The following is a 21,921-nucleotide window of genomic DNA, read 5'->3' as shown; positions in this document are numbered from 1 at the left end:
GGCCCGGCCGTCCGCCCTCAGCTCCAGCGTCCGGTCCGCCCCAGCAGCAGCGCCGTCGCGGCCGTCCCCGCCGTGGAGGTGCGCAGCACCGTCGGACCCAGGCGGTACGGTGCGGCGCCCGCCGCCGCGAAGGCGGCCAGCTCGTCCGGGGCGACGCCGCCCTCGGGGCCGACGACCAGCACCACCGAACCGGCCGCGGGCAGCTCCGCGGTGGCCAGCGGAGTCGCGCCCTCCTCGTGCAGCACGGCCGCGAAATCGGCCGCCGCCAGCAACTCGGCCACCTGCTTGGTGGAGTGCGCCGCGGCCACCTCGGGAAAGGTCAGCCGCCGCGACTGCTTGCCCGCCTCCCGGGCCGTCGCCCGCCACTTCGCCAGCGACTTCGCGGCCCGCTCGCCCCGCCACTGCGTGACACACCGCGACGCCGCCCACGGCACGACGGCGTCCACCCCGGTCTCCGTCATCGTCTCCACGGCCAGCTCACCGCGGTCACCCTTGGGCAGCGCCTGGACCACGGTGATCCGCACCGGCGGTACGGACTCCGTACGGACCTCCGCCACCGCGACGGTCAGCCGGTCCTTGCCCTCGGCCGCCGCGACCGTGCCGTACGCGCCGGTCCCGGCGCCGTCCGTCAGCACCACGTCCTCACCGGCCCGCAGCCGCCGCACCGACACCGCGTGCCGGCCCTCGGGGCCGTCCAGCACCAGCGTGCCGCCGGGCCGCGCGCCCGCCAGCGAATCCACCACGAAAACCGGTGCCGTCATACCTCGTCCCTCACCTTGCGTCCGTTCAACTCCCCGAGCGCCGCGTCCAGTTCGGACGTCAGCAGCGCCACCAGCTCACCGGCGGGCAGCTCCCGCGCCAGCCGGTGCCCCTGCCCGGCCCACAGCGCCATACCCTGCGCGTCCCCCGCCCGCCCGGCCGCCTTCCGCAGCCCGGCGGTCAACTGGTGCACCGCCGGGTAGGCGGCCGGGGCGTACGGGCCGTGCTCCCGCAGGAAGCGGTTGACCAGGCCCCGCGCCGGGCGCCCCGTGAACGCGCGGGTCAGCTCGGTACGGGTGAACAGCGGGTCGGTCAGCGCGCTCTTGTGCAGCGGATGCGCACCGGACTCGGGGGTGGCGAGGAAGGCGGTGCCCAACTGCGCAGCGGTGGCCCCGGCGGCGAGCACCGCGGCGATCTGCGCACCGCGCATCAGCCCCCCGGCGGCGATGACCGGCAGCCGCACCGCCGCCTTGACCTGCGCGATCAGCGACAGCAGCCCGAACGGCGCGCCGGTACCGTCGGCATGCGGATCGTCCCGGTGGGTGCCCTGATGACCACCCGCCTCGACGCCCTGCGCACAGACCGCGTCCGCACCCGCCGCCTCGGCCGCCCGCGCCTCGTCCGGCGTGGTGACGGTGACGACGGTGTACGTCCCGACCGCGGCGAGCGAGGCGAGCACCGCGCGGGAGGGGCAGCCGAAGTGGAACGACACCACCGGCACCGGGTCCTCGCGCAGCACCGCCAGCTTCGCCTCGTACCCGTCGTCCGAGCCGCCGTACGTATCGACCTCACCGAGCCCGGTCCCGTACCACGCGGCCTCCCCGGCGAGCTGATCGCGGTAGACCTCGACGGCGGCGGGGCTCGCGAGTTCGGGCTGCGGAAGGAAGAGATTGACGCCGAAGGGGCGGCCGGTCAGACCGCGCAGCCGCTTGATCTCCTGGTACATGCCGTCGGCGGTCTTGTGCCCGGCGGCGAGGAACCCGAGCCCGCCCGCCTCACCGACGGCGGCGGCCAGCTCCGGACCGGAACCGCCGCCCGCCATCGGCGCCTGCACGATCGGATGACGGCAAAGAGCGGTCAGCGCGGTGGACATGGCCACATCGTGTCATGCCCCGCGCACCGCACCGAAACGGGCAGACCCACCCGCCCCGGCCACCGCACAAGATCGGCCACCACCCGCCGGACACACGCGGGGCCCGGGGAAAACCCCGGGCCCCACCTGCACAGATCCACAACGGCCTACCGCCCGTTGAACGCATCCTTCAGCCGCGAGAACAGCCCCTGCTGACCGGGCTGGAACTGTCCCGTCGGGCGTTCCTCGCCGCGGAGCTTGGCCAGGCGGCGCAGCAGCTCCTCCTGCTCGGGGTCGAGCTTGGAGGGGGTCTGCACCTCGACGTGGACGATCAGATCGCCGCGGCCGTTGCCCCGCAGATGGGTCACACCGCGCTGGTGCAGCGGGATCGACTGGCCGGACTGCGTGCCGGGCCGGACATCGATCTCCTCCACCCCGTCCAGCGTCTCCAGCGGGCACTTCGTGCCCAGCGCCGCCGCCGTCATCGGGATGGTGACCGTGCAGTGCAGATCGTCGCCGCGCCGCTGGAAGACGGAGTGCGGCAGCTCGTGGATCTCGACGTAGAGGTCACCGGCGGGACCGCCGCCCGGGCCGACCTCGCCCTCGCCCGCGAGCTGGATACGGGTGCCGTTGTCGACGCCCGCCGGGATCTTGACGGTCAGCGTGCGGCGCGACCGGATACGGCCGTCACCGGCGCACTCCGGGCACGGCGTCGGCACGACCGTACCGAAGCCCTGACACTGCGGGCACGGGCGCGAGGTCATGACCTGACCGAGGAAGGACCGCGTGACCTGCGAGACCTCACCGCGGCCGCGGCACATGTCACAGGTCTGCGCGGAGGTGCCGGGGGCCGCGCCCTCACCGGTGCACGTGGTGCACACGATGGCGGTGTCGACCTGGATCTCCTTGGTCGTCCCGAACGCCGCCTCGTCCAGCTCGACGTCGAGACGGATCATCGCGTCCTGGCCGCGCCGCGTCCGCGAGCGCGGACCGCGCTGCGAGGAGGCGCCGAAGAACGCGTCCATGATGTCGGAGAAGTTGCCGAAGCCGGCGCCGAAGCCACCGGCGCCGCCGCCACCGCCGCCCGCCTGCGAGAGCGGGTCGCCGCCGAGGTCGTAGACCTGCTTCTTCTGCGGGTCCGACAGCACCTCGTAAGCGGCGTTGATCTCCTTGAACCGCTCCTGGGTCTTCGGATCCGGGTTCACATCCGGGTGCAGCTCGCGCGCCAGCCGCCGGAAAGCCTTCTTGATCTGGTCCTGCGAGGCGTCGCGGCCGACACCGAGGACCGTGTAATAGTCCGTGGCCACTTACGACTCCGCCAGGATCTGTCCGACGTAACGTGCCACTGCGCGTACCGCTCCCATCGTTCCGGGGTAGTCCATGCGGGTCGGTCCGACCACGCCGAGTTTGGCGACTGCCTCGTCGCCCGAACCGTAGCCGACCGCGACCACCGACGTGGACGCGAGTCCTTCATGGGCATTCTCATGCCCGATACGTACGGTCATGCCCGAGTCCTTGGCCTCCCCGAGCAGTTTGAGCAGCACCACGTGCTCCTCAAGAGCCTCCAGCACCGGCCGGATCGTCAGCGGGAAGTCGTGCCCGAAGCGGGTGAGATTGGCGGTACCGCCGATCACCAACCGCTCCTCGGTCTCCTCCACCAACGTCTCCAGCAGCACCGACAGCACCGTCGAGACCGTGCCGCGGTCCTCCTGCTCGAAGGAGTCCGGAAGATCCTGCACCAATTGCGGCACATCCGCGAACCGGCGGCCCACGACCCGGCTGTTGAGCCGCGCCCGCAGATCCGCCAACGACGCCTCACCGAACGGCCCCTGGCAGTCGATCAACCGCTGCTCGACGCGTCCGGTGTCGGTGATCAGTACGAGCATCAGCCGCGCCGGGGCCAGCGCCAGCAGTTCGACGTGGCGGACGGTGGAGCGCGTCAGCGACGGGTACTGCACCACCGCGACCTGCCGGGTGAGCTGCGCCAGCAGCCGGACCGTACGGCCCACGACGTCGTCGAGATCGACCGCGCCGTCCAGGAAGTTCTGGATCGCCCGGCGCTCGGGGCTGGAAAGCGGCTTGACGCCGGCGAGCTTGTCGACGAAGAGGCGGTACCCCTTGTCGGTGGGGATCCGGCCCGCGCTGGTGTGCGGCTGGGCGATGAACCCCTCTTCCTCCAGGACCGCCATGTCGTTACGGACCGTGGCCGGGGAGACACCGAGCCGATGGCGCTCGGTCAGCGCCTTCGAGCCGACCGGCTCCTCCGTGCCGACGTAGTCCTGGACGATGGCACGCAGCACCTCCAGCCTGCGTTCACTGAGCACCGCGCACACCTCCAGTCCCGCCGTCCTGCGGCTCCCTCGCCTGGCACTCCACCGGTCCGAGTGCCAGTACCGCTCCAGTGTACGGCCGGGTCGCACCGGTGGGGCAAGGGTCTCGCGTGCGACACCGGCCACGCCCCGTGATCCACCGGGCGTCGCCACCGCGCTACCGATAGCGTCTCGGCATGCGCACGACTTGGGAAGAGGCGGGATGGGAGCGGCTCGGCGACGGCGTCGCCCGCCGCCGGATGCCGGGCTGGGACGAGACCGTGGGCGTCGTCGCGGGCACCGACGCCGTCCTGCTCATCGACACCGGCGCCACCCTGCGCGAGGGCGCCGAACTGCGGCTCGCCGTCCGCCGGGTGCTGGGCCGTGACGTCACCCACATCGCGCTGACCCATCCGCACTTCGACCACGTCCTGGGCGCCGCCGCCTTCGCCGGGGTGCGGGTCTTCGCCGCCGCCGGAGCCGCCGAGCTGATGGCCCGCGGACGGGACGCGCTGCGCGAGGACGCGGTGCGCCACGGCGCCGACCCGGACGCGGCCACCGAAGCCACCGACATCCTGGTGCTGCCGCGCCACGGCGTGCACGGCGAGCTGACCTTGGACCTCGGCGACCGGCAGGTGCTGCTGGCCGACGTCGGCCCCGGCCACACCGCGCACGACCTCGCGGTGCTCGCCCCGGGGCGCGGCGCGGAGCCCGGGACGGTGTTCTGCGGCGACCTCGTCGAGGAGTCCGGCGCACCGTCCGCCGGGCCCGACGCCCTCGGACGGCAGTGGCCCGCCGCCCTGGACCGGCTGCTGGCCCTGGGCGGCGAGGACGCGCGGTACGTCCCCGGGCACGGCGCCGTGGTGGACGCCGCGTTCGTCCGCGCCCAGCGGGACGCGCTCGCCGCCCGCTTCGGCGCCCCGCCGGCCTGAGCCGCGCCTTCGTCTCCGTATCCGTCCCCCGACCCGTCACAGAACAGGCATCCCGACACCATGCAGAGCAAGCGGTACAGCGCCGACCTCACCCCGCCCTGGAAGAAGCAGCGGCCCGCGCCCGAGGTCGAGGCGGAGGCGGATCTGGTGGTCGAGGAGGTGACCACGGGGTTCTGCGGGGCGGTGATCCGCTGCGAGAAGTCGGCGCAGGGGCCGACCGTCACCCTGGAGGACCGCTTCGGCAAGCACCGCGTCTTCCCGATGGAGCCGCGCGGCTTCCTGCTGGAGGGCGAGGTCGTCACGCTCGTACGGCCCCGGGGCCGCGCGGCGGCGAGCGGTCCGGCGCGGACGGCGTCCGGTTCGCTGGCGGTGCCCGGCGCCCGCGCCCGGGTCGCCCGCGCGGGACGGATCTACGTGGAGGGGCGGCACGACGCGGAGCTGGTCGAGCGGGTGTGGGGCGATGACCTGCGCATCGAGGGCGTCGTCGTGGAGTACCTGGAGGGCATCGACGACCTGCCGGGGATCGTCCGCGCCTTCTCCCCCGGGCCCGACGCGCGTCTGGGCGTCCTCGTCGACCATCTGGTGCCCGGCTCGAAGGAGTCCCGGATCGCGGCGGAGGTGAGCGATCCGCATGTGTGCGTGGTGGGGCACCCGTACATCGACGTGTGGGAGGCGGTGAAGCCGTCGTCGGTGGGGATCGCGGCGTGGCCGGTGGTGCCGCGCGGCCAGGACTGGAAGACGGGGGTGTGCCGGGCGCTGGGCTGGCCGGAGAACACCGGCGCCGCCTGGCAGCGGATCCTGTCGGGCGTCCGCAGCTACAAGGACGTGGAACCGGCGCTGCTGGGCCGGGTGGAGGAGCTGATCGACTTCGTCACGGTCGGCGGTGCTTCCTGAGAGGCGGGAGGGTGCGGAAATCCTTGGTGTCCAGCTCGATGCCGAGTGCTTCCAGCGGCACCGGAAGTCCGAACTTCGTGAGCGCCTCGGCGTCGTAGTCGGCATCCGGGCCGCTGCCCGCCGGCTTGCTGAGCAGCATGCAGTGGGCCTCCATCGGGTCGATGATCAAGTAGTACGGGACCCCGCCCGCCGCGTAGAGCGCGCGCTTGTCGCCGTAGTCCCGGTCGACGCTGCTCCGGGACACGACCTCGACCAGCAGCGTCACCGCCTCCACAGGGGCCAGGCGGCCGGGGCCCTCGAAGGCTCCGCGTTCCAGCACGACGAGGTCGGGCTGGGGCTCGCTGGACTCCTTGGGGATCGCGACGTCCTGAGTCTGCTTGCGGTGCCACCTGGCCCGGGGGATCTGGTCCATCACCTCTTCGATGATGTCGTTGTGGACCCAGTCAGGCCCGGCCATCATCACAATGTCCCCCCACAGAAGTTCCGCCTTGAAACCCTCGGGAACCTCCAGGTTCGCGAAGATCTCGGAAACGCCGGTCACCGGTCGTTCCTCCACAGCGGTCATCTCCGTGGCCCTCCACATCACGCCGCGTCTTTGCCGCGAGCGCAGGGAGAGCGGGACGGGGGCGCAGGGCGCCCGCAGCGGTTCACTCTTTCGGTAATCAGTCCACCAGATCCCGCACCACCGCGTCAGCCAGCAGGCGTCCGCGGAGTGTCAGAACGGCGCGGCCGGCCTCGTACGGGGCCGCCTCCAGGAGGCCGTCGGCCAGGGCGCGGGCGGCGGCGCGGGCGCCCGCGGGGGCGAGGAGGTCCAGGGGGCAGCCGTCGGCGAGGCGGAGTTCGAGGAGGACGCGTTCGACGCGGCGGTCCTCGTCGGCGAGGAGTTCGCGGCCGGCGCCCGGGGAGCGGCCCTCGGTCAGGGCCTGGGCGTAGGCGCCGGGGTGCTTGACGTTCCACCAGCGGACGCCGCCGACGTGGCTGTGGGCGCCGGGGCCCGCGCCCCACCAGTCGGCGCCGGTCCAGTACAGCTCGTTGTGGCGACAGCGGGCGGCGTCGGTGGTGGCCCAGTTGGAGACCTCGTACCAGCGGAAACCGGCGGCGGCGAGGCGTTCGTCGGCGATGAGGTAGCGGTCGGCGTGCACATCGTCGTCGGTCATCGGGACCTCGCCGCGGCGGATGCGGCGGGCGAGCTGGGTGCCCTCCTCGACGATCAGGGCGTACGCGGAGACGTGGTCGGGCCCGGCGCCGAGGGCGGCGTCCAGGCTGGCGCGCCAGTCGTCGTCGCTCTCGCCCGGGGTGCCGTAGATCAGGTCGAGGTTGACGTGCTCGAACCCGGCGGCGCGGGCCTCGGCGACGCAGGCTTCGGGGCGGCCGGGGGTGTGGGTGCGGTCGAGGATCTTCAGGACGTGCGGGCGGGCGCTCTGCATGCCGAAGGAGATCCGGTTGAAGCCGCCCTCGCGCAGTCCGTCGAGGTAGCGCGGGTCGATGGTCTCCGGGTTGGCCTCGGTGGTGATCTCGGCGTCCGGGGCGAGCCCGAACTCGTCGCGGATGGCGGCCAGCACCCGGCCGAGGTCGGCGGCGGGCAGCAGGGTGGGGGTGCCGCCGCCGACGAAGACCGTCTCGACCTGCCGCGGGTCGTCGCCGAGCACCTTGCGGGCCAGCCGGACCTCCTCGACGAGGTGGTCGGCGTAGGTCTCCCGGGAGGCGAGGGCGCCGCCGGGGCCGCGCAGTTCGCTCGCGGTGTAGGTGTTGAAGTCGCAGTAGCCGCAGCGGGTCGCGCAGTACGGGACGTGCAGGTAGAAACCGAGCGGGCGGCCGGCGGCGCCGGTCAGCGCGGCGGCGGGCAGGGCCCCGTCCCCGGGCATCGGCTCCCCATCGGGCAGTGCGGAAGGCATGGGGTCCATTGTCCGTCATCCGGGGGCGTCCCCGGGCCGGGCTCGTCACGGGCCCGGAAGGAGACCGGACCGGGGGCGCCGGCTCCGGTGCCGCGCTGCCGGGCGGACGGGGCCCGCGGCGCTCCCGCCCCCGTCACAGCCCCGGTCCGTCCTCCTCCCGCCGTCCCTTCGGGAGGGCCTGGAGGACGAGGAGGGCGAGGTCGTCGTCGGGTGGGGTCGGGGAGAAGCCGTGGACGGCGCGGCGGATGTGTTCGGCGATGTCGGTCGCGGGCAGGCCCGCGCAGGTGGCGAGGGTGCGGGCCAGACCGTCGTCGTCATCGAACTGGTTGCGGCCCGAGCGGCGTTCGGTGACGCCGTCGGTGACGCAGAGCAGCGTCTCGCCGGGCGCGAGATCGAACGCCTCGCTCTCGTACGTGGCGTCGCCGACCACGCCCAGCAGCATCTGCGGCGCGGCGACGACCCGGACCGTGCCGTCGGTGCCGAGGACGAGCGGCAGCGGGTGACCGGCGCTGGCCAGGGTGCAGCGGACGCCGCCGGAGCCGTCCGGGTGCGGCACGATCTCGCCGTACAGCAGGGACAGGAAGCGGGCCTGTTCGCCCTCGTCGCGCAGGCCGACGGAGGACTGCACACCGGCCTCGGCGGCGACGGCGGCGGCCACCGCGGCGACGGAGTCGGCCGCCTCCCGGGCCATGGTCTCGTTGAGCCGGTCCAGCACCGCGCCGACCCCGAAGCCGTCGCGGGCCAGCAGCCGCAGCACCGGCCGGGCCAGACCGGTGACCGCGGCGGCCTCCGGGCCGCTGCCGCAGACGTCGCCGAGGGCGAAGCACCAGCGGCCGTCGCCCGCGTCGAAGAGGTCCCAGAAGTCGCCGCCCGCCCAGGCGCCCGCGCGCGGTTCGTAGACCACCGCGGAGGCGACGCCCGGGACCCGCGCCCGGCCGTGCGGCAGCAGCCGCCGCTGGAGGACCCGGCTGATCCGCTCCTGCCTGCTGTACGCGCGGGCCGTGGCGACGGCGCGGGCGACCCGGCGGCACAGGTCCTCGGAGAGGCCGACCGCCGCGTCCGGGAAGCGCGGCACCCCGGCCCGGCCGAGCAGCACCGTGCCCAGCCGCAGACCGCCGCTGATCAACGGGCAGGCGAGGGCGGCGCCGGGGCTTCCCGCGCCGTCCGGTGCGGGCGGCTCCCCGGGGCCGCCGGGCGTCGCCGCGCCGTCCGGATCGGGCGGCTCCTCGGGTACGCCGGTGCCGTCCGCGTCCCCGGTCCCGCCGGCCTCGTCCGCGCCCTCCGGCCACGCCCAGGGGACGGCCGAGCCGTCGGTGGCGCGGGCGGTGGCCGGGGGCGTGGCCTTCTCCAGGGCCAGCCGCAGCGGGTCGATGCGGCTCTCGCGGGAGTGCCAGACGTGGGCGAGGCGCGGCGGTTCGTCGCCGCCGGGCGCGCCCGGCACCGGGCCGCCCGCCTCGCCGTCGTAGAGCCAGACCGCGCACCAGTCGGCGAGCCGGGGCACCACGAGCTGGGCGGCGAGCGAGGCGATGCGGTCGGCGTCGAGCGGGCCGGAGAGCAGGTCGGACGCCTCGGCGAGGAAGGTCGGCGCACCGTGCGTGAGCCAGTCGGCGGCCGCGCCCGAGGGGTCGCCGTCCGGCGCGGCGTACCCGTAGGAGGTGTCGCTGTAGCTGCCCGCTCCGTAGGCGGCGTCGGCGTATCCGGCGGCGGGCCGGGCGTCCGCCGGGACCTCGGGGCCCCCGGGCGCCGGAGGGCGGGCGTCCTCGGCTCCGGGGAGGGCCGGGCCGTCCGGGAGAACTGCGCCGCGGTACGCCGCGGGGCCGTCGTCCGGGGCGGTGCGGGCGGCCGGTACGTGGCCGGGCGGGCGGTCGCCGGGGTCCGGCGCGGCGGTCGCGAGGCGGAACCAGACGGCTTTGGCGGCGCGGCCGTAGGTGATGCCCCAGGAGGCGGCGACCGCGCCGACCAGTTGCAGGCCGTGGCCCGCGCCGCCGGGCAGCTCACCGTGGTGCGGCCCGCACACCGGCCGGGCGGGGTGGCGGTCGGAGACCTCGACGACCAGTCCGCCGGGCCCGTCGGCGGACCGGTCGTCGAGCCGGCAGTGAATGTCCACGTCGGTGCCCGCGTGCACCACGGCGTTGGTCACCAACTCGCTGACCAGCAGCACCGCTTCGTCCGTCAGCCGGGCGTCCAGCAGCTCCGCGCCCGGTGGCCGGCGGGCGGCCCAGTCGGCGAGCGTGGCGCGGACGAAGCGGCGGGCGTCGGCCGCCGCCCGCGCCGTACCGGGCAGCGCGAGGGAGCGGGCCGTCCCGGCCGTGCCCGCCGGACCCGTGGCTCCGGCCTTCGCCGGTAACGCAGTCGTCGTCATCCCCGCACCTCCCGCGCGGCACGGCCGTCCGCCGCGTGCCGCACGGACAGGGTGACAGACCGAGCGCGGGGGACGACACCGTGTCATCGCCGAACGGCGCGCGGGCGGTGGTCGACCGGCCGGGAAGCGCAGGCTACGGGCGTGCGGGCGGGTCCGTCACCGGGCGGCCGAGGGGGCGCGCACCGCCCCGCCGCCCGCCCGGGCGGGCGCCCTCACGCCTCCCGCGAGCCCGCGTACATCTCGTCCAGCAGGTCCTTGAAGGAGCGCTCGACGACCGGGCGCTTGACCTTGAGGCTGGGGGTGACCTCGCCGTGCTCGATGTCCAGGTCACGCGGGAGCAGCCGGAACTTGCGGATCTGCTGCCAGCGCTGGAGGTCCGCGTTGACCTGCTCCACGTAGCCGTCGATCAGATCGCGGGTCCGGGCGTCGGCGACGACCTCGGCGTACGGGCGGCCGGCCATGCCGTGGTCGGCCGCCCAGGCGAGCAGCGCCGGCTCGTCGAGGGCGATGAGCGCGGTGCAGAAGTTCCGGTTGGCGCCGTGCACCAGGATGTTGGAGATGAACGGGCAGACCGCCTTGAAGCGGCCCTCGACCTCCGCCGGGGCGATGTACTTGCCGCCGGACGTCTTGATCAGGTCCTTCTTGCGGTCGGTGAGCCGCAGATAGCCGTCGGCCGACAGCTCCCCGATGTCGCCGGTGTGGAACCAGCCGTCGGATTCGAGGACCTCCGCGGTCTGGGCGTCCAGGCCGTGGTAGCCCTGCATGATGCCGGGGCCGCGCAGCAGGATCTCGCCGTCCTCGGCGATCCGCACCTCGGTGCCGGGCAGCGGCTTGCCGACCGTGCCGGTGCGGTACGCCTCGCCCGGGTTGACGAAGCTGGCCGCGCTGGACTCCGTCAGGCCGTACCCCTCCAGGATGTGGATGCCGGCGCCGGCGAAGAAGTAGCCGATCTCCGGGGCGAGGGCGGCGGAGCCGGAGACGGCGGCGCGCAGCCGGCCGCCGAACGCCGCGCGCAGCTTGGCGAAGACGAGGGTGTCGGCGACCTTGTGCTTGGCGGCCAGCGCGAAGGGGACGGAGGCGTTGCCGGTGCGCCGGAAGTTGTCCTGGGAGACCTTGGCGTACTCGCGGGCCACCTCCGCCGCCCACTGGAAGATCTTGTACTTGGCGGCGCCGCCCTCCCGCGCCTTGGCGGCGACGCCGTTGTAGACCTTCTCGAAGATGCGCGGGACGGCCGCCATGTAGGTCGGCCGGACCACCGGCAGATTCTCGATGATCTTGTCGACCCGGCCGTCCACGGCGATGACATGGCCGACCGAGATCTGCCCGGCGGTGAGCACCTTGCCGAAGACGTGGGCGAGCGGCAGCCAGAGGTACTGCACATCGTCCGCGGTGACCATGCCGGTGGCCTGGATCGCGCGGGCCATGTACGACCAGCAGTCGTGCGGCAGCCGGACGCCCTTGGGACGGCCGGTGGTGCCGGAGGTGTAGATGAGGGTGGCGAGCTGGTCGGCGCGGAGGGCGGCGACGCGTTCGGTGACGCACTCCGGGTGCGCCTCCAGATAGGCGGCGCCGCGCTTCTCCAGATCGGCGAGGGAGAGCACCCAGCCCTCCGGGTCGTCCTCGTCCGGCCGGGCGTCGGCCTCCTCGATGACGACGACATGGGTCAGCTCGGGCAGTTCGGCGCGGCGCTCACGGACCTTGGCGAGCTGGGCGGCGTCCTCCGCGATCAGCACCCGGCTGCCGGAGTCGGCCAGGATGTACGCGGTCTCCTCGGCGTTGGTGCTGGGGTAGACGGTGGTGGTGGCGGCGCCGGAACAGAGCACGCCGAGGTCGGCGAGGATCCACTCGACGCGGGTCGCGGCGGCCAGCGCCACCCGCTCCTCGGGACGGACCCCGAGCGCCATCAGACCGGCTGCCGTGGCGTACACCCGCTGGGCGGCGTCCTGCCAGGTCAGCGACTTCCAGTCATCGGGACCCGAGCCCGATGCGGGCGGGACGGGGTGGCGGAACGCCTCCGCGTCGGGCGTCGCCGCGACCCGCTCCAGGAAGAGGCTCGCCACCGAAGGCGGGCGGTTGTCGATCAGCGTGTGGGTGTCCGTCACGGCATCCTCCGGGGCCCGCTTCATTGCTGGTGACTCGCGAGTAACCTTTGAGCAGGGATCAGAGTAGGCCCCGTTCCGCCGCCATGTAAGGGTCTGCGGCCGACTGGTTCACGAAGTGATCCGTACGCTGTACGCGCAGATGCACCCTCGCCGCATCCACGCCATATCCCCCGCAAACCCGCCGACCGGGACGCCTTCCTCCCCCGGATACGCCGAAGGGCGCCGGCCTCGCGGGGCCGGCGCCCTGTCCGGTGCGCGCCCGCCCCCGTACCGGGAGGCGGGCGCGCGACCGCTACTTCTTCTTGTCTCCGTCGGAGTCCGAGGAGAGCACCGCGATGAACGCCTCCTGCGGCACCTCCACGCTGCCGACCATCTTCATCCGCTTCTTGCCTTCCTTCTGCTTCTCCAGCAGCTTCCGCTTACGGGAGATGTCACCGCCGTAGCACTTGGCGAGGACGTCCTTGCGGATGGCGCGGACCGTCTCACGGGCGATGACGCGGCTGCCGATCGCCGCCTGGATCGGCACCTCGAAGCCCTGCCGCGGGATCAGCTCACGCAGCTTTCCGACGAGCCGGACGCCGTACGCGTACGCCTTGTCCTTGTGGCAGATGGCGGAGAACGCGTCGACCTTGTCGCCGTGCAGCAGGATGTCGACCTTGACGAGGTCGGCGACCTGCTCGCCGGTGGGCTCGTAGTCCAGCGAGGCGTAGCCGCGGGTCTTGGACTTGAGCTGGTCGAAGAAGTCGAAGACGACCTCGGCGAGGGGGAGGGTGTAGCGGATCTCGACGCGGTCCTCGGAGAGGTAGTCCATGCCGAGGAGGGTGCCGCGCCGGGTCTGGCACAGCTCCATGATCGCGCCGATGAACTCGCTGGGCGCCAGGATCGTGGCCCGTACGACTGGCTCGTGGACCTTGTCGATCTTGCCGGTGGGGAACTCGCTCGGGTTGGTGACCTCGTGGTGCGCGCCGTCCTCCATGTCGACCTGGTAGACGACGTTGGGGGCGGTGGCGATCAGCGCGAGGTTGAACTCGCGCTCCAGGCGCTCGCGGATGACCTCCAGGTGGAGCAGGCCCAGGAAGCCGACGCGGAAGCCGAAGCCGAGCGCCGCGGAGGTCTCCGGCTCGTAGACCAGCGCCGCGTCGTTGAGCTGGAGCTTGTCCAGCGCCTCGCGCAGCTCCGGGTAGTCCGAGCCGTCGAGCGGGTACAGGCCCGAGAACACCATCGGCTTGGGGTCCTTGTAGCCGCCCAGCGCCTCGGTCGCACCGTTGTTGAGCTGGGTGATCGTGTCACCGACCTTGGACTGCCGGACGTCCTTCACCCCGGTGATCAGATAGCCCACCTCGCCCACGGACAGGCCGTCGGCGGCCGTCATCTCGGGCGAGTTGGTGCCGATCTCCAGCAGCTCGTGGGCGGCGCCGGTGGACATCATCCGGATCCGCTCGCGCTTGGTGAGAGTGCCGTCGACGACCTTCACGTACGTCACGACGCCGCGGTAGGCGTCGTAGACCGAGTCGAAGATCATCGCGCGGGCGGGGGCGTCCTTGACGCCGACCGGCGCGGGGACGTCGCGGACCACGCGGTCCAGCAGCTCGGGCACGCCGACACCGGTCTTGGCGGAGACCCGCAGCACGTCCTCCGGCTCACAGCCGACGAGGTTCGCCAGCTCGGCGGCGAACTTCTCGGGCTGCGCGGCGGGCAGGTCGATCTTGTTGAGGACGGGGATGATCGTGAGGTCGTTCTCCATCGCCAGGTAGAGGTTGGCGAGGGTCTGCGCCTCGATCCCCTGAGCGGCGTCGACGAGGAGGATGCAGCCCTCGCACGCGGCGAGCGAGCGGGAGACCTCGTAGGTGAAGTCGACGTGGCCCGGGGTGTCGATCATGTTGAGGATGTGGTGGGTACCGCTCCCCTCCTCACCCTCGGACGGCGACCACGGGAGCCGCACCGCCTGGGACTTGATCGTGATGCCGCGCTCGCGCTCGATGTCCATACGGTCGAGGTACTGCGCGCGCATCTGCCGCTGGTCGACGACACCGGTGATCTGGAGCATCCGGTCGGCGAGCGTCGACTTGCCGTGGTCGATGTGCGCGATGATGCAGAAGTTACGGAGGAGGGCCGGATCGGTACGGCTCGGCTCCGGCACGTTCGTAGAGGTCGCGGGCACGCAGGGTCCATTCAAGGCGGGTAGGCGGAACAGGGTGCGTCCGGCGGACCCGCCATGATCCGCAAGACCACCCTCGGGTGTGGCGTCCTCCCCATGGTCCCATGAGCGGCGCCCCCGGCCCGTTCCGGGCGCTCCCACCGCCGCTCCGGACACGGTCCGTACGGGCGGAAACGGCCTGGATTGGGCGGCCGAGGAGGCGGCTGGTAGCCTGGTCCACTGCGCTTCGTGCCCTCTCTGTACGCGGCGCAACTCGAAACTCCAACGAACCTGAAAAGGCTCTTTCGTGGCGAACATCAAGTCCCAGATGAAGCGGATCAAGACCAACGAGAAGGCTCGTCAGCGCAACAAGGCTGTCAAGTCCACTCTGAAGACCGCGATCCGTCGCACCCGCGAGGCCGTCGAGGCCGGTGACCTCCAGAAGGCCACCACCGCCCAGGCCGAGGCTGCCAAGAAGCTCGACAAGGCCGTCAGCAAGGGTGTCATCCACAAGAACGCCGCCGCCAACAAGAAGTCGGCGCTGGCCAAGAAGGTCGCCGGCCTCAAGGGCTGAACGACCTCCGTCGGACGGTCCGCCGTCTGATTCTCTTTGCACCACTCCGCCGTCGGGGACCCAGCGGCCCCTCTCTCCGCTCCTCGCCGGTGCACCACCGCGCCGCACACGGCCTGCGTTCGCCACGCGGGTGCGGCGCCCCCCGACCCCCGGCTCTCCGCCGGGTACGTCGGCACATCACGTATACGGAAAACCCCGTCTTCGCCCTTCCCCAGGGCGGGCGGGGTTTTTTGTTGGGGCGGAGGCTGTTGGGGGCTGAGGCGGAGTGCGTGGGCTGGTGTGGTTCGCGGGGGCGCCGTCGGGGGTGGGGTCGGGTACGGGCGTGCCGGCCGTTCGATACGTGAGGCGGGGCGGGTTCCTTGGGGTGCGGGGTTCCTTGGGGTGCGGGGTTCCTTGGGGTGCGGGGTTCCTTGGGGTGCGGGGTGGCTGGGCGTCAGGGTCGAGTACGGGTTCCGGGTCGGAAAAGGGGCGCGGGGCCGGGCGGGCGCGGGGCCAGGCGGGGCGTGGGTTCCAGGGGGTCGGGCGGCTGAGGAGCGGGGCGCGGGTGCCTTGGGGTGCGGGGCGGCCAGGGGGCTGGCGGGGCGCGGGCCGTTCGGTGCGTCAGGCCTGGGCGGGCCCTCGGGCGCGGGTCGGCGGGGCACCGAGGGCGAGCACAGGGGGCCGAGGCCGGGGCCGGCGGGGCGCGGGCTGGCCAAGGGCGCGAGGGCGGGGGCGCCAGGGCCCGGGCCGGCCAAGGGGCAAAGGCCGGGCCCTTGGGGCTCGGGTTAGCGGGGCGCCGAGGGCGAGCACGGGGGGCCGAGGCCAGGGCGGGGCGCGGGCCGGGGCGGATGTTGGGGCCGGCCGGGGCGCGGGGTGGTCAAGGAGTGCCGGGCGGGAGTGCGGGTTCCTTGGGGTGCGGGGTTCCTTGGGGTGCGGGGTGGCTGAAGGGGCCGAGGCCCGGGGCGGCTGCGGGGGCGCCGGGGTGGGGCGCGGACGGCCGAGGGGCGCCGGGCAGCACGCGAACGTTCGGGTGGGGCCGGTCAAGGGTGCTGCGGGCGGCCAGGGGGCCGGCGGGGTGCGGGCCGTTCGGTGCGTCAGGTCCGGGCGGGACCCTCGGGCGCGGGTCGGTTGAGCGCCGGGGCCGCGTACGAAGGGGCGGAGCCGGGACGGGGGTCGCGGGCCGGTCAGCGGGAGCGGGCCGCGCGGGCGACGGCCACCACGGCCTTCTCCAGGGCGTACGCGGGGTCGTCGCCGCCGCCCTTGACGCCCGCGTCGGCGGCGGCCACCGCGCGCAGCGCCGTCGCCACACCATCCGCCGACCAGCCGCGCATCTGCTGCCGTACGCGGTCGATCTTCCACGGCGGCATGCCCAGGTCGCGGGCGAGATCGCCGGGGCGGGCGCCGCGGGGGGCGGAGGCCAGCTTGCCGATGGCGCGGACGCCCTGGGCCAGCGCACTGGTGATCATGACGGGGGCGACGCCGGTCGCGAGCGACCAGCGCAGCGCCTCCAGCGCCTCGGCCGCCCGGCCCTCGACCGCACGGTCGGCGACGGTGAAGCTCGACGCCTCGGCGCGGCCGGTGTAGTACCGCGCGACGACCGCCTCGTCGATCGTGCCCTCGACGTCGGCGGCCAACTGCGAACAGGCCGACGCCAGCTCCCGCAGATCGCTGCCGATCGCGTCCACCAGCGACTGGCACGCCTCGGGCGTCGCGGAGCGTCCCGCGGCCCGGAACTCGCCCCGCACGAACGACAGCCGGTCGGCGGGCTTCGTCATCTTCGGGCACGCCACCTCGCGCGCGCCCGCCTTCCGGGCGGCGTCCAGCAGCCCCTTGCCCTTGGCACCGCCCGCGTGCAGCAGGACGAGCGTGATCTCCTCGGCGGGCGCCGCGAGATACCCCTTCACGTCCTTGACCGAATCCGCCGACAGGTCCTGGGAGTTGCGCACCACCACGACCTTGCGCTCCGCGAAGAGCGACGGGCTGGTCAGCTCGGCGAGCGTGCCGGGCTGGAGCTGGTCGGAGGTGAGGTCGCGCACATCGGTGTCCGCGTCGGCGGCGCGGGCGGCCGCCACCACCTGCTGCACCGCGCGGTCCAGCAGCAGTTCCTCCTGGCCCACCGCGAGCGTCACGGGGGCGAGCGGATCGTCGTTTGCACTCTTCCTGGCCATCGCGTTCCAGCATCCCACGCCCCACTGACACCGCCGCCCGCGCGATCGGCGTACCGGCCCGCTGACCGACAATGGCCGGGTGAGCGATGCACGACACGTACTGGTACTGCCCGACCGCGACGCCGCCGAGGAGGTGGCCGAGGCCCTCGGCGAACGCTTCGGCGTCCGCGAGGAACCCCAGCTCGTCCGGGACGCGCTGGCCGGGGAGGACGACGCCGAGGACGCCCAGTGGCTGGTCGTCGTCGAGGACCCGGACGGCCGCTACGACGCCCGGCGACTGGACGCCCTCGCCGCCGAACACGAGGGGTGGCGCGAGGCGGAGTAGCGGCTGCCGGGAGACCGGGGTGTGCGCCGTCGGCGGCCCGGGGTGAGGGCGGGCCGGGTGGTTCCGGTGGACGGTGGGCGCCGTACGGTCCCGGGGTTCGGCGGGGCGGCCGTGTGACCGGGCAGAGCCGGTTCCGGCGCAGCCGGTTCCAGGGCAGCCGGTTCCGAGGCAGGGGGGAGCCGACGTGGTCCCGGTGGACGGCGGGCGGTGCGCCCTCGGCCACCTCGCGTTCCTTCCGGGCGCTGGGGGTGGGGGCCGGCCCCGATGGGCGTGCAGCCGACGGGCGTGACCTACCCGGCCCCGTACGGCCGCGGGTCCGAGGGCCGCGGCCGTCCCGGCGCGGGCGATACCCGAGGCCGGCGGGGGAAGGCGGCGGGACCGACGGGTCCGGAACCGGTCGCGGAGCGGGCGAGCGGTGCGGGGCCCGCGAGCGCTACGGCCCGGGTGAGGGACCCGCGCCCGGCGGCGGCCGCCCTCCGTACGCACGCGGCGGCCTCCCGTACGGCGGCCTCCCGTGGTCGCCGACAGATGGGTGTGGGTGCCGAGGACGGCCAGCGCGCCTCCGGTGTCGGTGCGCAGGACCGTGGCGCCTGTGTGCCGTAACGCGTCGACCGTACGGGGTGCCGGATGGCCGTACGGGTTGTCCGCGCCGACCGAGATGAGCGCGAGCCGTGGTGCCAGGCGTCGCAGCAGTGCCGGATTCTGATGGCCGGAGCCGTGGTGGGCGACCTTGAGGACGTCCACGGCGGGCAGTTCCGGGTGCGCGTCCAGCAGGGCCTGCTGAGCGGGTGGTTCGAGGTCGCCGAGGAGCATCAGGGTCATGTCGCCGCTGCGGACGAGCAGTGTCACGCTGGCGTCGTTCGGGTCCGACGCGCTCCCCGTGCCGTCCGCGGGCGGCCACAGGACCTCCCAGCTCAACCGCCCCAGGCGACGCCGCTCCCCCGGTGCCGCCTCGGCCACCGGAACGCCCGCCCCGGCCGCCGTGCGCCGTACGAACTCCGCCTGTCCGGGCGGCTCCCGGAGCGTGGTCGTCTCGATCAGGCCGACCGACCGGCCATGGAGCACGCCTGGTAATCCGTCGACGTGATCGGCGTGGAAATGGCTCAACACCACGACGGGCACCCGCCGCACACCGAGATCCGTGAGGCAGCGGTCCATCGCGCGGGGCTCCGGGCCCGCGTCCACCACCAGCGCGGTGCCGTCGCCCGCCGCCAGGACCAGGCCGTCGCCCTGCCCGACATCGCAGGCCACCACCCGCCACCCCGGCGGCGGCCAGCCCGTCAGCACCCGGGTCAGCGGTACCGGGCGCCACACCACCAGGGCCAGCGCCAGCGCGCACAGGGCGCACAGCCGACGGCGGCGCAGCACCCGCCGCCCGAGCGGTACGAGGAGGACGGTGACGGCGGCGAGCGCGAGCCCGCCCGCCCAGCCGCCCGGCCAGCGGAACTCCGCGCCCGGCAGGGACGCCCCCGTACGCGCCACCCAGGCGATCCAGCCGGCGGGCCAACCCGCGCACCACGCCAACGCCCCGGCGACGGGCGGCAGTACGGGCGCCACGGCGAGCGCCGCGTACCCGAGGACCGTCGCCGGGGCGACGGCCAGCTCCGCGAGGAGGTTGCAGGGCACCGCCAGCAGGCCGACCCGGGCGGCGAGGACCGCGACGACCGGGGCGCAGACCGCCTGGGCGGCGGCAGCGGCGGCGATCACCTCGGCGAGGCGCGGTGGCACCCGGCGTCTGCGCAGGGCGGCGCTCCAGCGGGGTGCGAGCAGCAGGAGCGCACCGGTGGCCAGGACCGACAGCAGGAAGCCGTAGCTGCGGGCCAGCCACGGGTCGTAGAGCACCAGCAGCAACACCGCCGCGCCCAGGGCGGGCAGCAGCGAGCGGCGGCGCCCCGTACCGATCGCCACCAGGGTGATCAGGCCGCAGGCCGCGGCCCGCAACACGCTGGGGTCCGGCCGGCACACGAGGACGAAGGCGAGCGCGAGCGCGCCCCCGGTGAGGGCCGTGGCCCGCAACGACAGGCCCAGGCGCGGGGCCAGGCCCCGGCGTTCGGCCCGGGAGGCGAGGTGCGGCGGGCCGATCAGCAGTGCCAGCACGATGGTGAGGTTGCTGCCGGAGACGGCGAGCAGATGGGTGAGGTCGGTGGCCCGGAACGCGTCGTCGAGGTCGGGCGGCACCCGCGAGGTGTCCCCGACCACCAGTCCGGGCAGCAGCGCGCGGGCGTCGGGCGGCAGCCCGTCGGAGGCGTCGCGGAGCCCGGCCCGCAGACCACCGGCCAGGTGCTGGAGTCCGGAGGGCTCGCCGGTGACCTGCGGCGGACCGTCCGCGGTGACCCGGAGGACGGCGGCGATCCGGTCGTCGGGCGGCACCGGCGGAGCGGCGCGGACCGGCACCCGGACGCGGGTGGTCGGCAGCAGCGCCCGCCACCTGCCGAGGGCCTCGCCGCCCGCGGCCCGATCCGGGGAGCCCGCCCCCGCCTGGCGCGCTCCCACACCCGTGACCTGGGGGTTCGCAGCGGACTCCGGGAATTTGCCGTCCTCGCCCCGGCCCGCCACGACGACGAGGGCAGGTGTACGGAGCGCGGTCACCGTGCCGTCCGGGGCGGTGAGGCGCACCACGTCCGCGGTGAACACCAAGGACGGCGGCAACCGGTGCGATCCTCGGACTTTCGGGCGGACCGTCCGCGGGTCCCCGGTCACCTCCACCTCGGCGGTGAGCCGGGCGTGGCGCGCGGCCCAGGCAGGCAGCGGTCCACGCCGGGCGTCCGCCGCGTGCAGCGCCGCGGAGGCCGCGCCCGCCGCCCCGCAGAGCAGCACCATCGCCACGGCCACCAGCGCCCCGGCGGACCGCGCGTACGGCGCGGGCCCCCACCTGTTACGCGGCCCTTCCGCCGGCTCCGGGCCCGCCTCCGCCCGGCGTCGCCTCGCCGCCCACAGGGCCGGTACGGCGAGAGCGGCAGCGACTGCGCAGCCCGTCGCCACCACCCCCGCCGGGGCGCCCAGGGCGAGCGCGGCAGCGCCCCACGCCGCCAACGCCGGGGCCACCAGACGCAGATCGGCCGGGCCCTCCTGGCGCGGTCGCGTGATCGGGTGCGGGGCGGTCGGCGTGCGCGTGGCCGTGTGTCCGGTGCTCATGGCTGCACCAGAGGACGCAGGTCGGCGAACTTGCGGTCACCGATGCCGGTCACCTCGCGCAACTGGTTCACCGAGGTGAACCCGCCGTGCCGGGTGCGGAATTCGACGATGTGCTGCGCCAGTACGGGGCCGACGCCGGGCAAGGTGTCGAGCTGCTCCACGGTCGCCGAGTTGAGGCTGACCGGCTGCCCCGGCGCGGCGGCGCCCGGGCCGCCGAGGCCGCCCGAGCTGCCGGACGAGGCCGCGCCGGGCGGCCCGTTCGCACCACCGCCCGGGCCTGTCCCGGCGCCCGGTCCACCGACGACGATCTGTTCACCGTCGGCCAGCACCCGGGCGCGGTTCAGTCCCTGGGTGCTCGCCCCGCGCAGCACCCCGCCGGCCGCGGCGAGCGCGTCCATCACCCGCGCCCCCGCCGGTAACCGCCGCACTCCGGGGTGCGCGACCTTGCCCACCACGTCGACCACCAGTTGCCGGCCCGCGGCGCCACCCGCCACCGCACCGGGCACGGAGGCGGCCCCCGACGGCTCCGGCCGCCGCGCCCCCGCGGGCCCCGGCACCACCCGCTCCGCCGCCGGGGCCCGCACCTGCTCCGGCCCACCCGACCAGAAGTGCTGCACGGCGAACCCGAGCGCCACCACCAGCAGCACCCCCAACGCGACCAGCGCCCTCGGCTCCGTACCGCACCGCGCCTGCACCCACACCGGCAACCGCTCCCCCACCGCCAGCCGCACCCGCTCCCGGAGTCCGAGCCCGGGAGGACGGGGGTCGCCGTACCGGGTGGGGGCGGGGGCGGCGGTGTCACCGCCGCCGGGCTCGTAGCCGTCGGCGGGTTCGCGGCTGGAGGCGGGAGCCGCACCGGGGACAGGCCCGAGGCCCTTCTTCCGCTCCGGCTCAGCTTCCCGTCCCGCGCCCTCCTCGCGAGTCGGCCCAGCCGCGACGCTCACCGCGCTCCCCGCACCAGGCCCGGAGCGCGCCGCCCGCTCCGCCCCGGGGACGGAGCTGAGCACCGGCACCGGTACCGCGCCGCCGCCGTCACGCCGCTCCCCCGCCGCTCCCACCGCGCCGAAGAGGGCAGCCGCCCGGGCCCGTACCGCCGCGGCCGCCGTGGCACGACGCGCGGTGCGACGGCTCGCACGGCGGCCGCGCCCGGTCAGCGGCGGAGCAGAACCCCCGGCCGGCATCTGCCGGGCACCGACGCCGGAGCCGGCACCATCCACCCGGACTCCCGCGCCACCACCCTCCACTCCGAGGCGTGACGCACCACCCACCGATCGTGAC

15 protein-coding genes and 1 pseudogene are annotated in these 21,921 nt (G+C 74.6%); 4 read left to right on the top strand and 12 right to left on the bottom strand.

What is annotated here, in order from left to right; all coding sequences use genetic code 11:
- Window positions 1-17: 17 nt before the first annotated feature.
- From ACGH2B_RS19565 to hrcA, 4 genes are all read right to left on the bottom strand, one after another.
- Window positions 18-761: a 16S rRNA (uracil(1498)-N(3))-methyltransferase gene (locus ACGH2B_RS19565; RefSeq protein ID WP_399091177.1), complete on the bottom strand. Its 744-nt coding sequence runs from the start codon at window positions 759-761 to the stop codon at window positions 18-20.
- Window positions 758-1,852, bottom strand: a complete 1,095-nt coding sequence (locus ACGH2B_RS19560) for a nitronate monooxygenase (RefSeq protein ID WP_399091174.1) — start codon at window positions 1,850-1,852, stop codon at window positions 758-760. The genes ACGH2B_RS19565 and ACGH2B_RS19560 overlap by 4 nt, the downstream gene beginning before the upstream one ends.
- A gap of 146 nt (window positions 1,853-1,998) precedes the next feature.
- Entirely contained in the window at window positions 1,999-3,138 is a 1,140-nt protein-coding gene (gene dnaJ, locus ACGH2B_RS19555) for a molecular chaperone DnaJ (protein ID WP_399091171.1), read from the bottom strand.
- Entirely contained in the window at window positions 3,139-4,155 is a 1,017-nt protein-coding gene (hrcA, locus tag ACGH2B_RS19550; RefSeq protein WP_030283805.1) for a heat-inducible transcriptional repressor HrcA, read from the bottom strand.
- Between the two features lie 182 nt (window positions 4,156-4,337).
- On the opposite strand from hrcA, the gene ACGH2B_RS19545 reads away from it, so the two are divergent.
- The gene (locus tag ACGH2B_RS19545) at window positions 4,338-5,072 is read left to right on the top strand and encodes an MBL fold metallo-hydrolase (RefSeq protein WP_399091166.1); all 735 of its coding nucleotides are present in this window, start codon (window positions 4,338-4,340) and stop codon (window positions 5,070-5,072) included.
- A 60-nt stretch (window positions 5,073-5,132) separates the two neighbouring features.
- Entirely contained in the window at window positions 5,133-5,966 is an 834-nt protein-coding gene (locus ACGH2B_RS19540; protein WP_399091164.1) for a DUF3097 domain-containing protein, read from the top strand.
- Here ACGH2B_RS19540 and ACGH2B_RS19535 read toward each other — a convergent pair.
- The 5 genes from ACGH2B_RS19535 to lepA all read right to left on the bottom strand — a co-directional run bounded on the left by ACGH2B_RS19535 (window position 5,944) and on the right by lepA (window position 14,486).
- Entirely contained in the window at window positions 5,944-6,531 is a 588-nt protein-coding gene (locus tag ACGH2B_RS19535; protein WP_399091161.1) for a Uma2 family endonuclease, read from the bottom strand. The two genes, ACGH2B_RS19540 and ACGH2B_RS19535, sit on opposite strands and share 23 nt — an antisense overlap.
- Before the next feature lie 97 nt (window positions 6,532-6,628).
- Window positions 6,629-7,861 carry a radical SAM family heme chaperone HemW gene (gene hemW, locus ACGH2B_RS19530; RefSeq protein ID WP_399091158.1) on the bottom strand — a complete coding sequence of 411 codons (1,233 nt, stop codon included), beginning with the start codon at window positions 7,859-7,861 and terminating at the stop codon, window positions 6,629-6,631.
- Between the two features lie 133 nt (window positions 7,862-7,994).
- Window positions 7,995-10,223 carry a SpoIIE family protein phosphatase gene (locus ACGH2B_RS19525; protein WP_399091155.1) on the bottom strand — a complete coding sequence of 743 codons (2,229 nt, stop codon included), beginning with the start codon at window positions 10,221-10,223 and terminating at the stop codon, window positions 7,995-7,997.
- Between the two features lie 212 nt (window positions 10,224-10,435).
- Window positions 10,436-12,325: an AMP-dependent synthetase/ligase gene (locus ACGH2B_RS19520; protein WP_399091151.1), complete on the bottom strand. Its 1,890-nt coding sequence runs from the start codon at window positions 12,323-12,325 to the stop codon at window positions 10,436-10,438.
- Window positions 12,326-12,617: 292 nt separating this feature from the next.
- Entirely contained in the window at window positions 12,618-14,486 is a 1,869-nt protein-coding gene (gene lepA, locus ACGH2B_RS19515; RefSeq protein WP_345084007.1) for a translation elongation factor 4, read from the bottom strand.
- 283 nt (window positions 14,487-14,769) lie between these two features.
- Here lepA and rpsT point away from each other — a divergent pair, with 283 nt between their 5' ends.
- Window positions 14,770-15,036, top strand: coding sequence for a 30S ribosomal protein S20 (gene rpsT / locus ACGH2B_RS19510; protein ID WP_030283819.1), 267 nt, complete (start codon window positions 14,770-14,772; stop codon window positions 15,034-15,036).
- A gap of 1,163 nt (window positions 15,037-16,199) precedes the next feature.
- Here rpsT and holA read toward each other — a convergent pair.
- A complete protein-coding gene (gene holA / locus ACGH2B_RS19505) occupies window positions 16,200-17,183 on the bottom strand; it encodes a DNA polymerase III subunit delta (RefSeq protein ID WP_399091146.1) in 984 nt (327 codons plus the stop codon).
- 79 nt (window positions 17,184-17,262) lie between these two features.
- Between holA and ACGH2B_RS19500 the strand changes: the two genes are divergently transcribed.
- Entirely contained in the window at window positions 17,263-17,508 is a 246-nt protein-coding gene (locus tag ACGH2B_RS19500; protein WP_399091143.1) for a hypothetical protein, read from the top strand.
- Window positions 17,509-18,027: 519 nt separating this feature from the next.
- On the opposite strand, the pseudogene ACGH2B_RS19495 reads toward ACGH2B_RS19500, so the two are convergent.
- Window positions 18,028-20,643: pseudogene (locus ACGH2B_RS19495) on the bottom strand (ComEC/Rec2 family competence protein); the annotation flags it as partial.
- Window positions 20,640-21,587, bottom strand: coding sequence for a helix-hairpin-helix domain-containing protein (locus tag ACGH2B_RS19490; RefSeq protein WP_399091140.1), 948 nt, complete (start codon window positions 21,585-21,587; stop codon window positions 20,640-20,642). The gene ACGH2B_RS19490 and the pseudogene ACGH2B_RS19495, both read right to left, overlap by 4 nt.
- Between the last annotated feature and the right edge of the window lie 334 nt (window positions 21,588-21,921).

It is taken from the genome of Streptomyces sp. BBFR2, from assembly GCF_044497305.1.
Lineage (GTDB): Bacteria > Actinomycetota > Actinomycetes > Streptomycetales > Streptomycetaceae > Streptomyces.
This window is presented reverse-complemented; position numbering and strand designations above follow the sequence as displayed.

What these genes read in the sequence shown, in the direction of transcription:
- ACGH2B_RS19565 (WP_399091177.1), bottom strand. Translation starts at nt 761, where the DNA reads ATGACGGCACCGGTTTTCGTGGTGGATTCGCTGGCGGGCGCGCGGCCC.
- ACGH2B_RS19560 (WP_399091174.1), bottom strand. Translation starts at nt 1,852, where the DNA reads ATGTCCACCGCGCTGACCGCTCTTTGCCGTCATCCGATCGTGCAGGCG.
- ACGH2B_RS19545 (WP_399091166.1), top strand. Translation starts at nt 4,338, where the DNA reads ATGCGCACGACTTGGGAAGAGGCGGGATGGGAGCGGCTCGGCGACGGC.
- ACGH2B_RS19540 (WP_399091164.1), top strand. Translation starts at nt 5,133, where the DNA reads ATGCAGAGCAAGCGGTACAGCGCCGACCTCACCCCGCCCTGGAAGAAG.
- ACGH2B_RS19535 (WP_399091161.1), bottom strand. Translation starts at nt 6,531, where the DNA reads ATGACCGCTGTGGAGGAACGACCGGTGACCGGCGTTTCCGAGATCTTC.
- hemW (WP_399091158.1), bottom strand. Translation starts at nt 7,861, where the DNA reads ATGCCTTCCGCACTGCCCGATGGGGAGCCGATGCCCGGGGACGGGGCC.
- ACGH2B_RS19525 (WP_399091155.1), bottom strand. Translation starts at nt 10,223, where the DNA reads ATGACGACGACTGCGTTACCGGCGAAGGCCGGAGCCACGGGTCCGGCG.
- holA (WP_399091146.1), bottom strand. Translation starts at nt 17,183, where the DNA reads ATGGCCAGGAAGAGTGCAAACGACGATCCGCTCGCCCCCGTGACGCTC.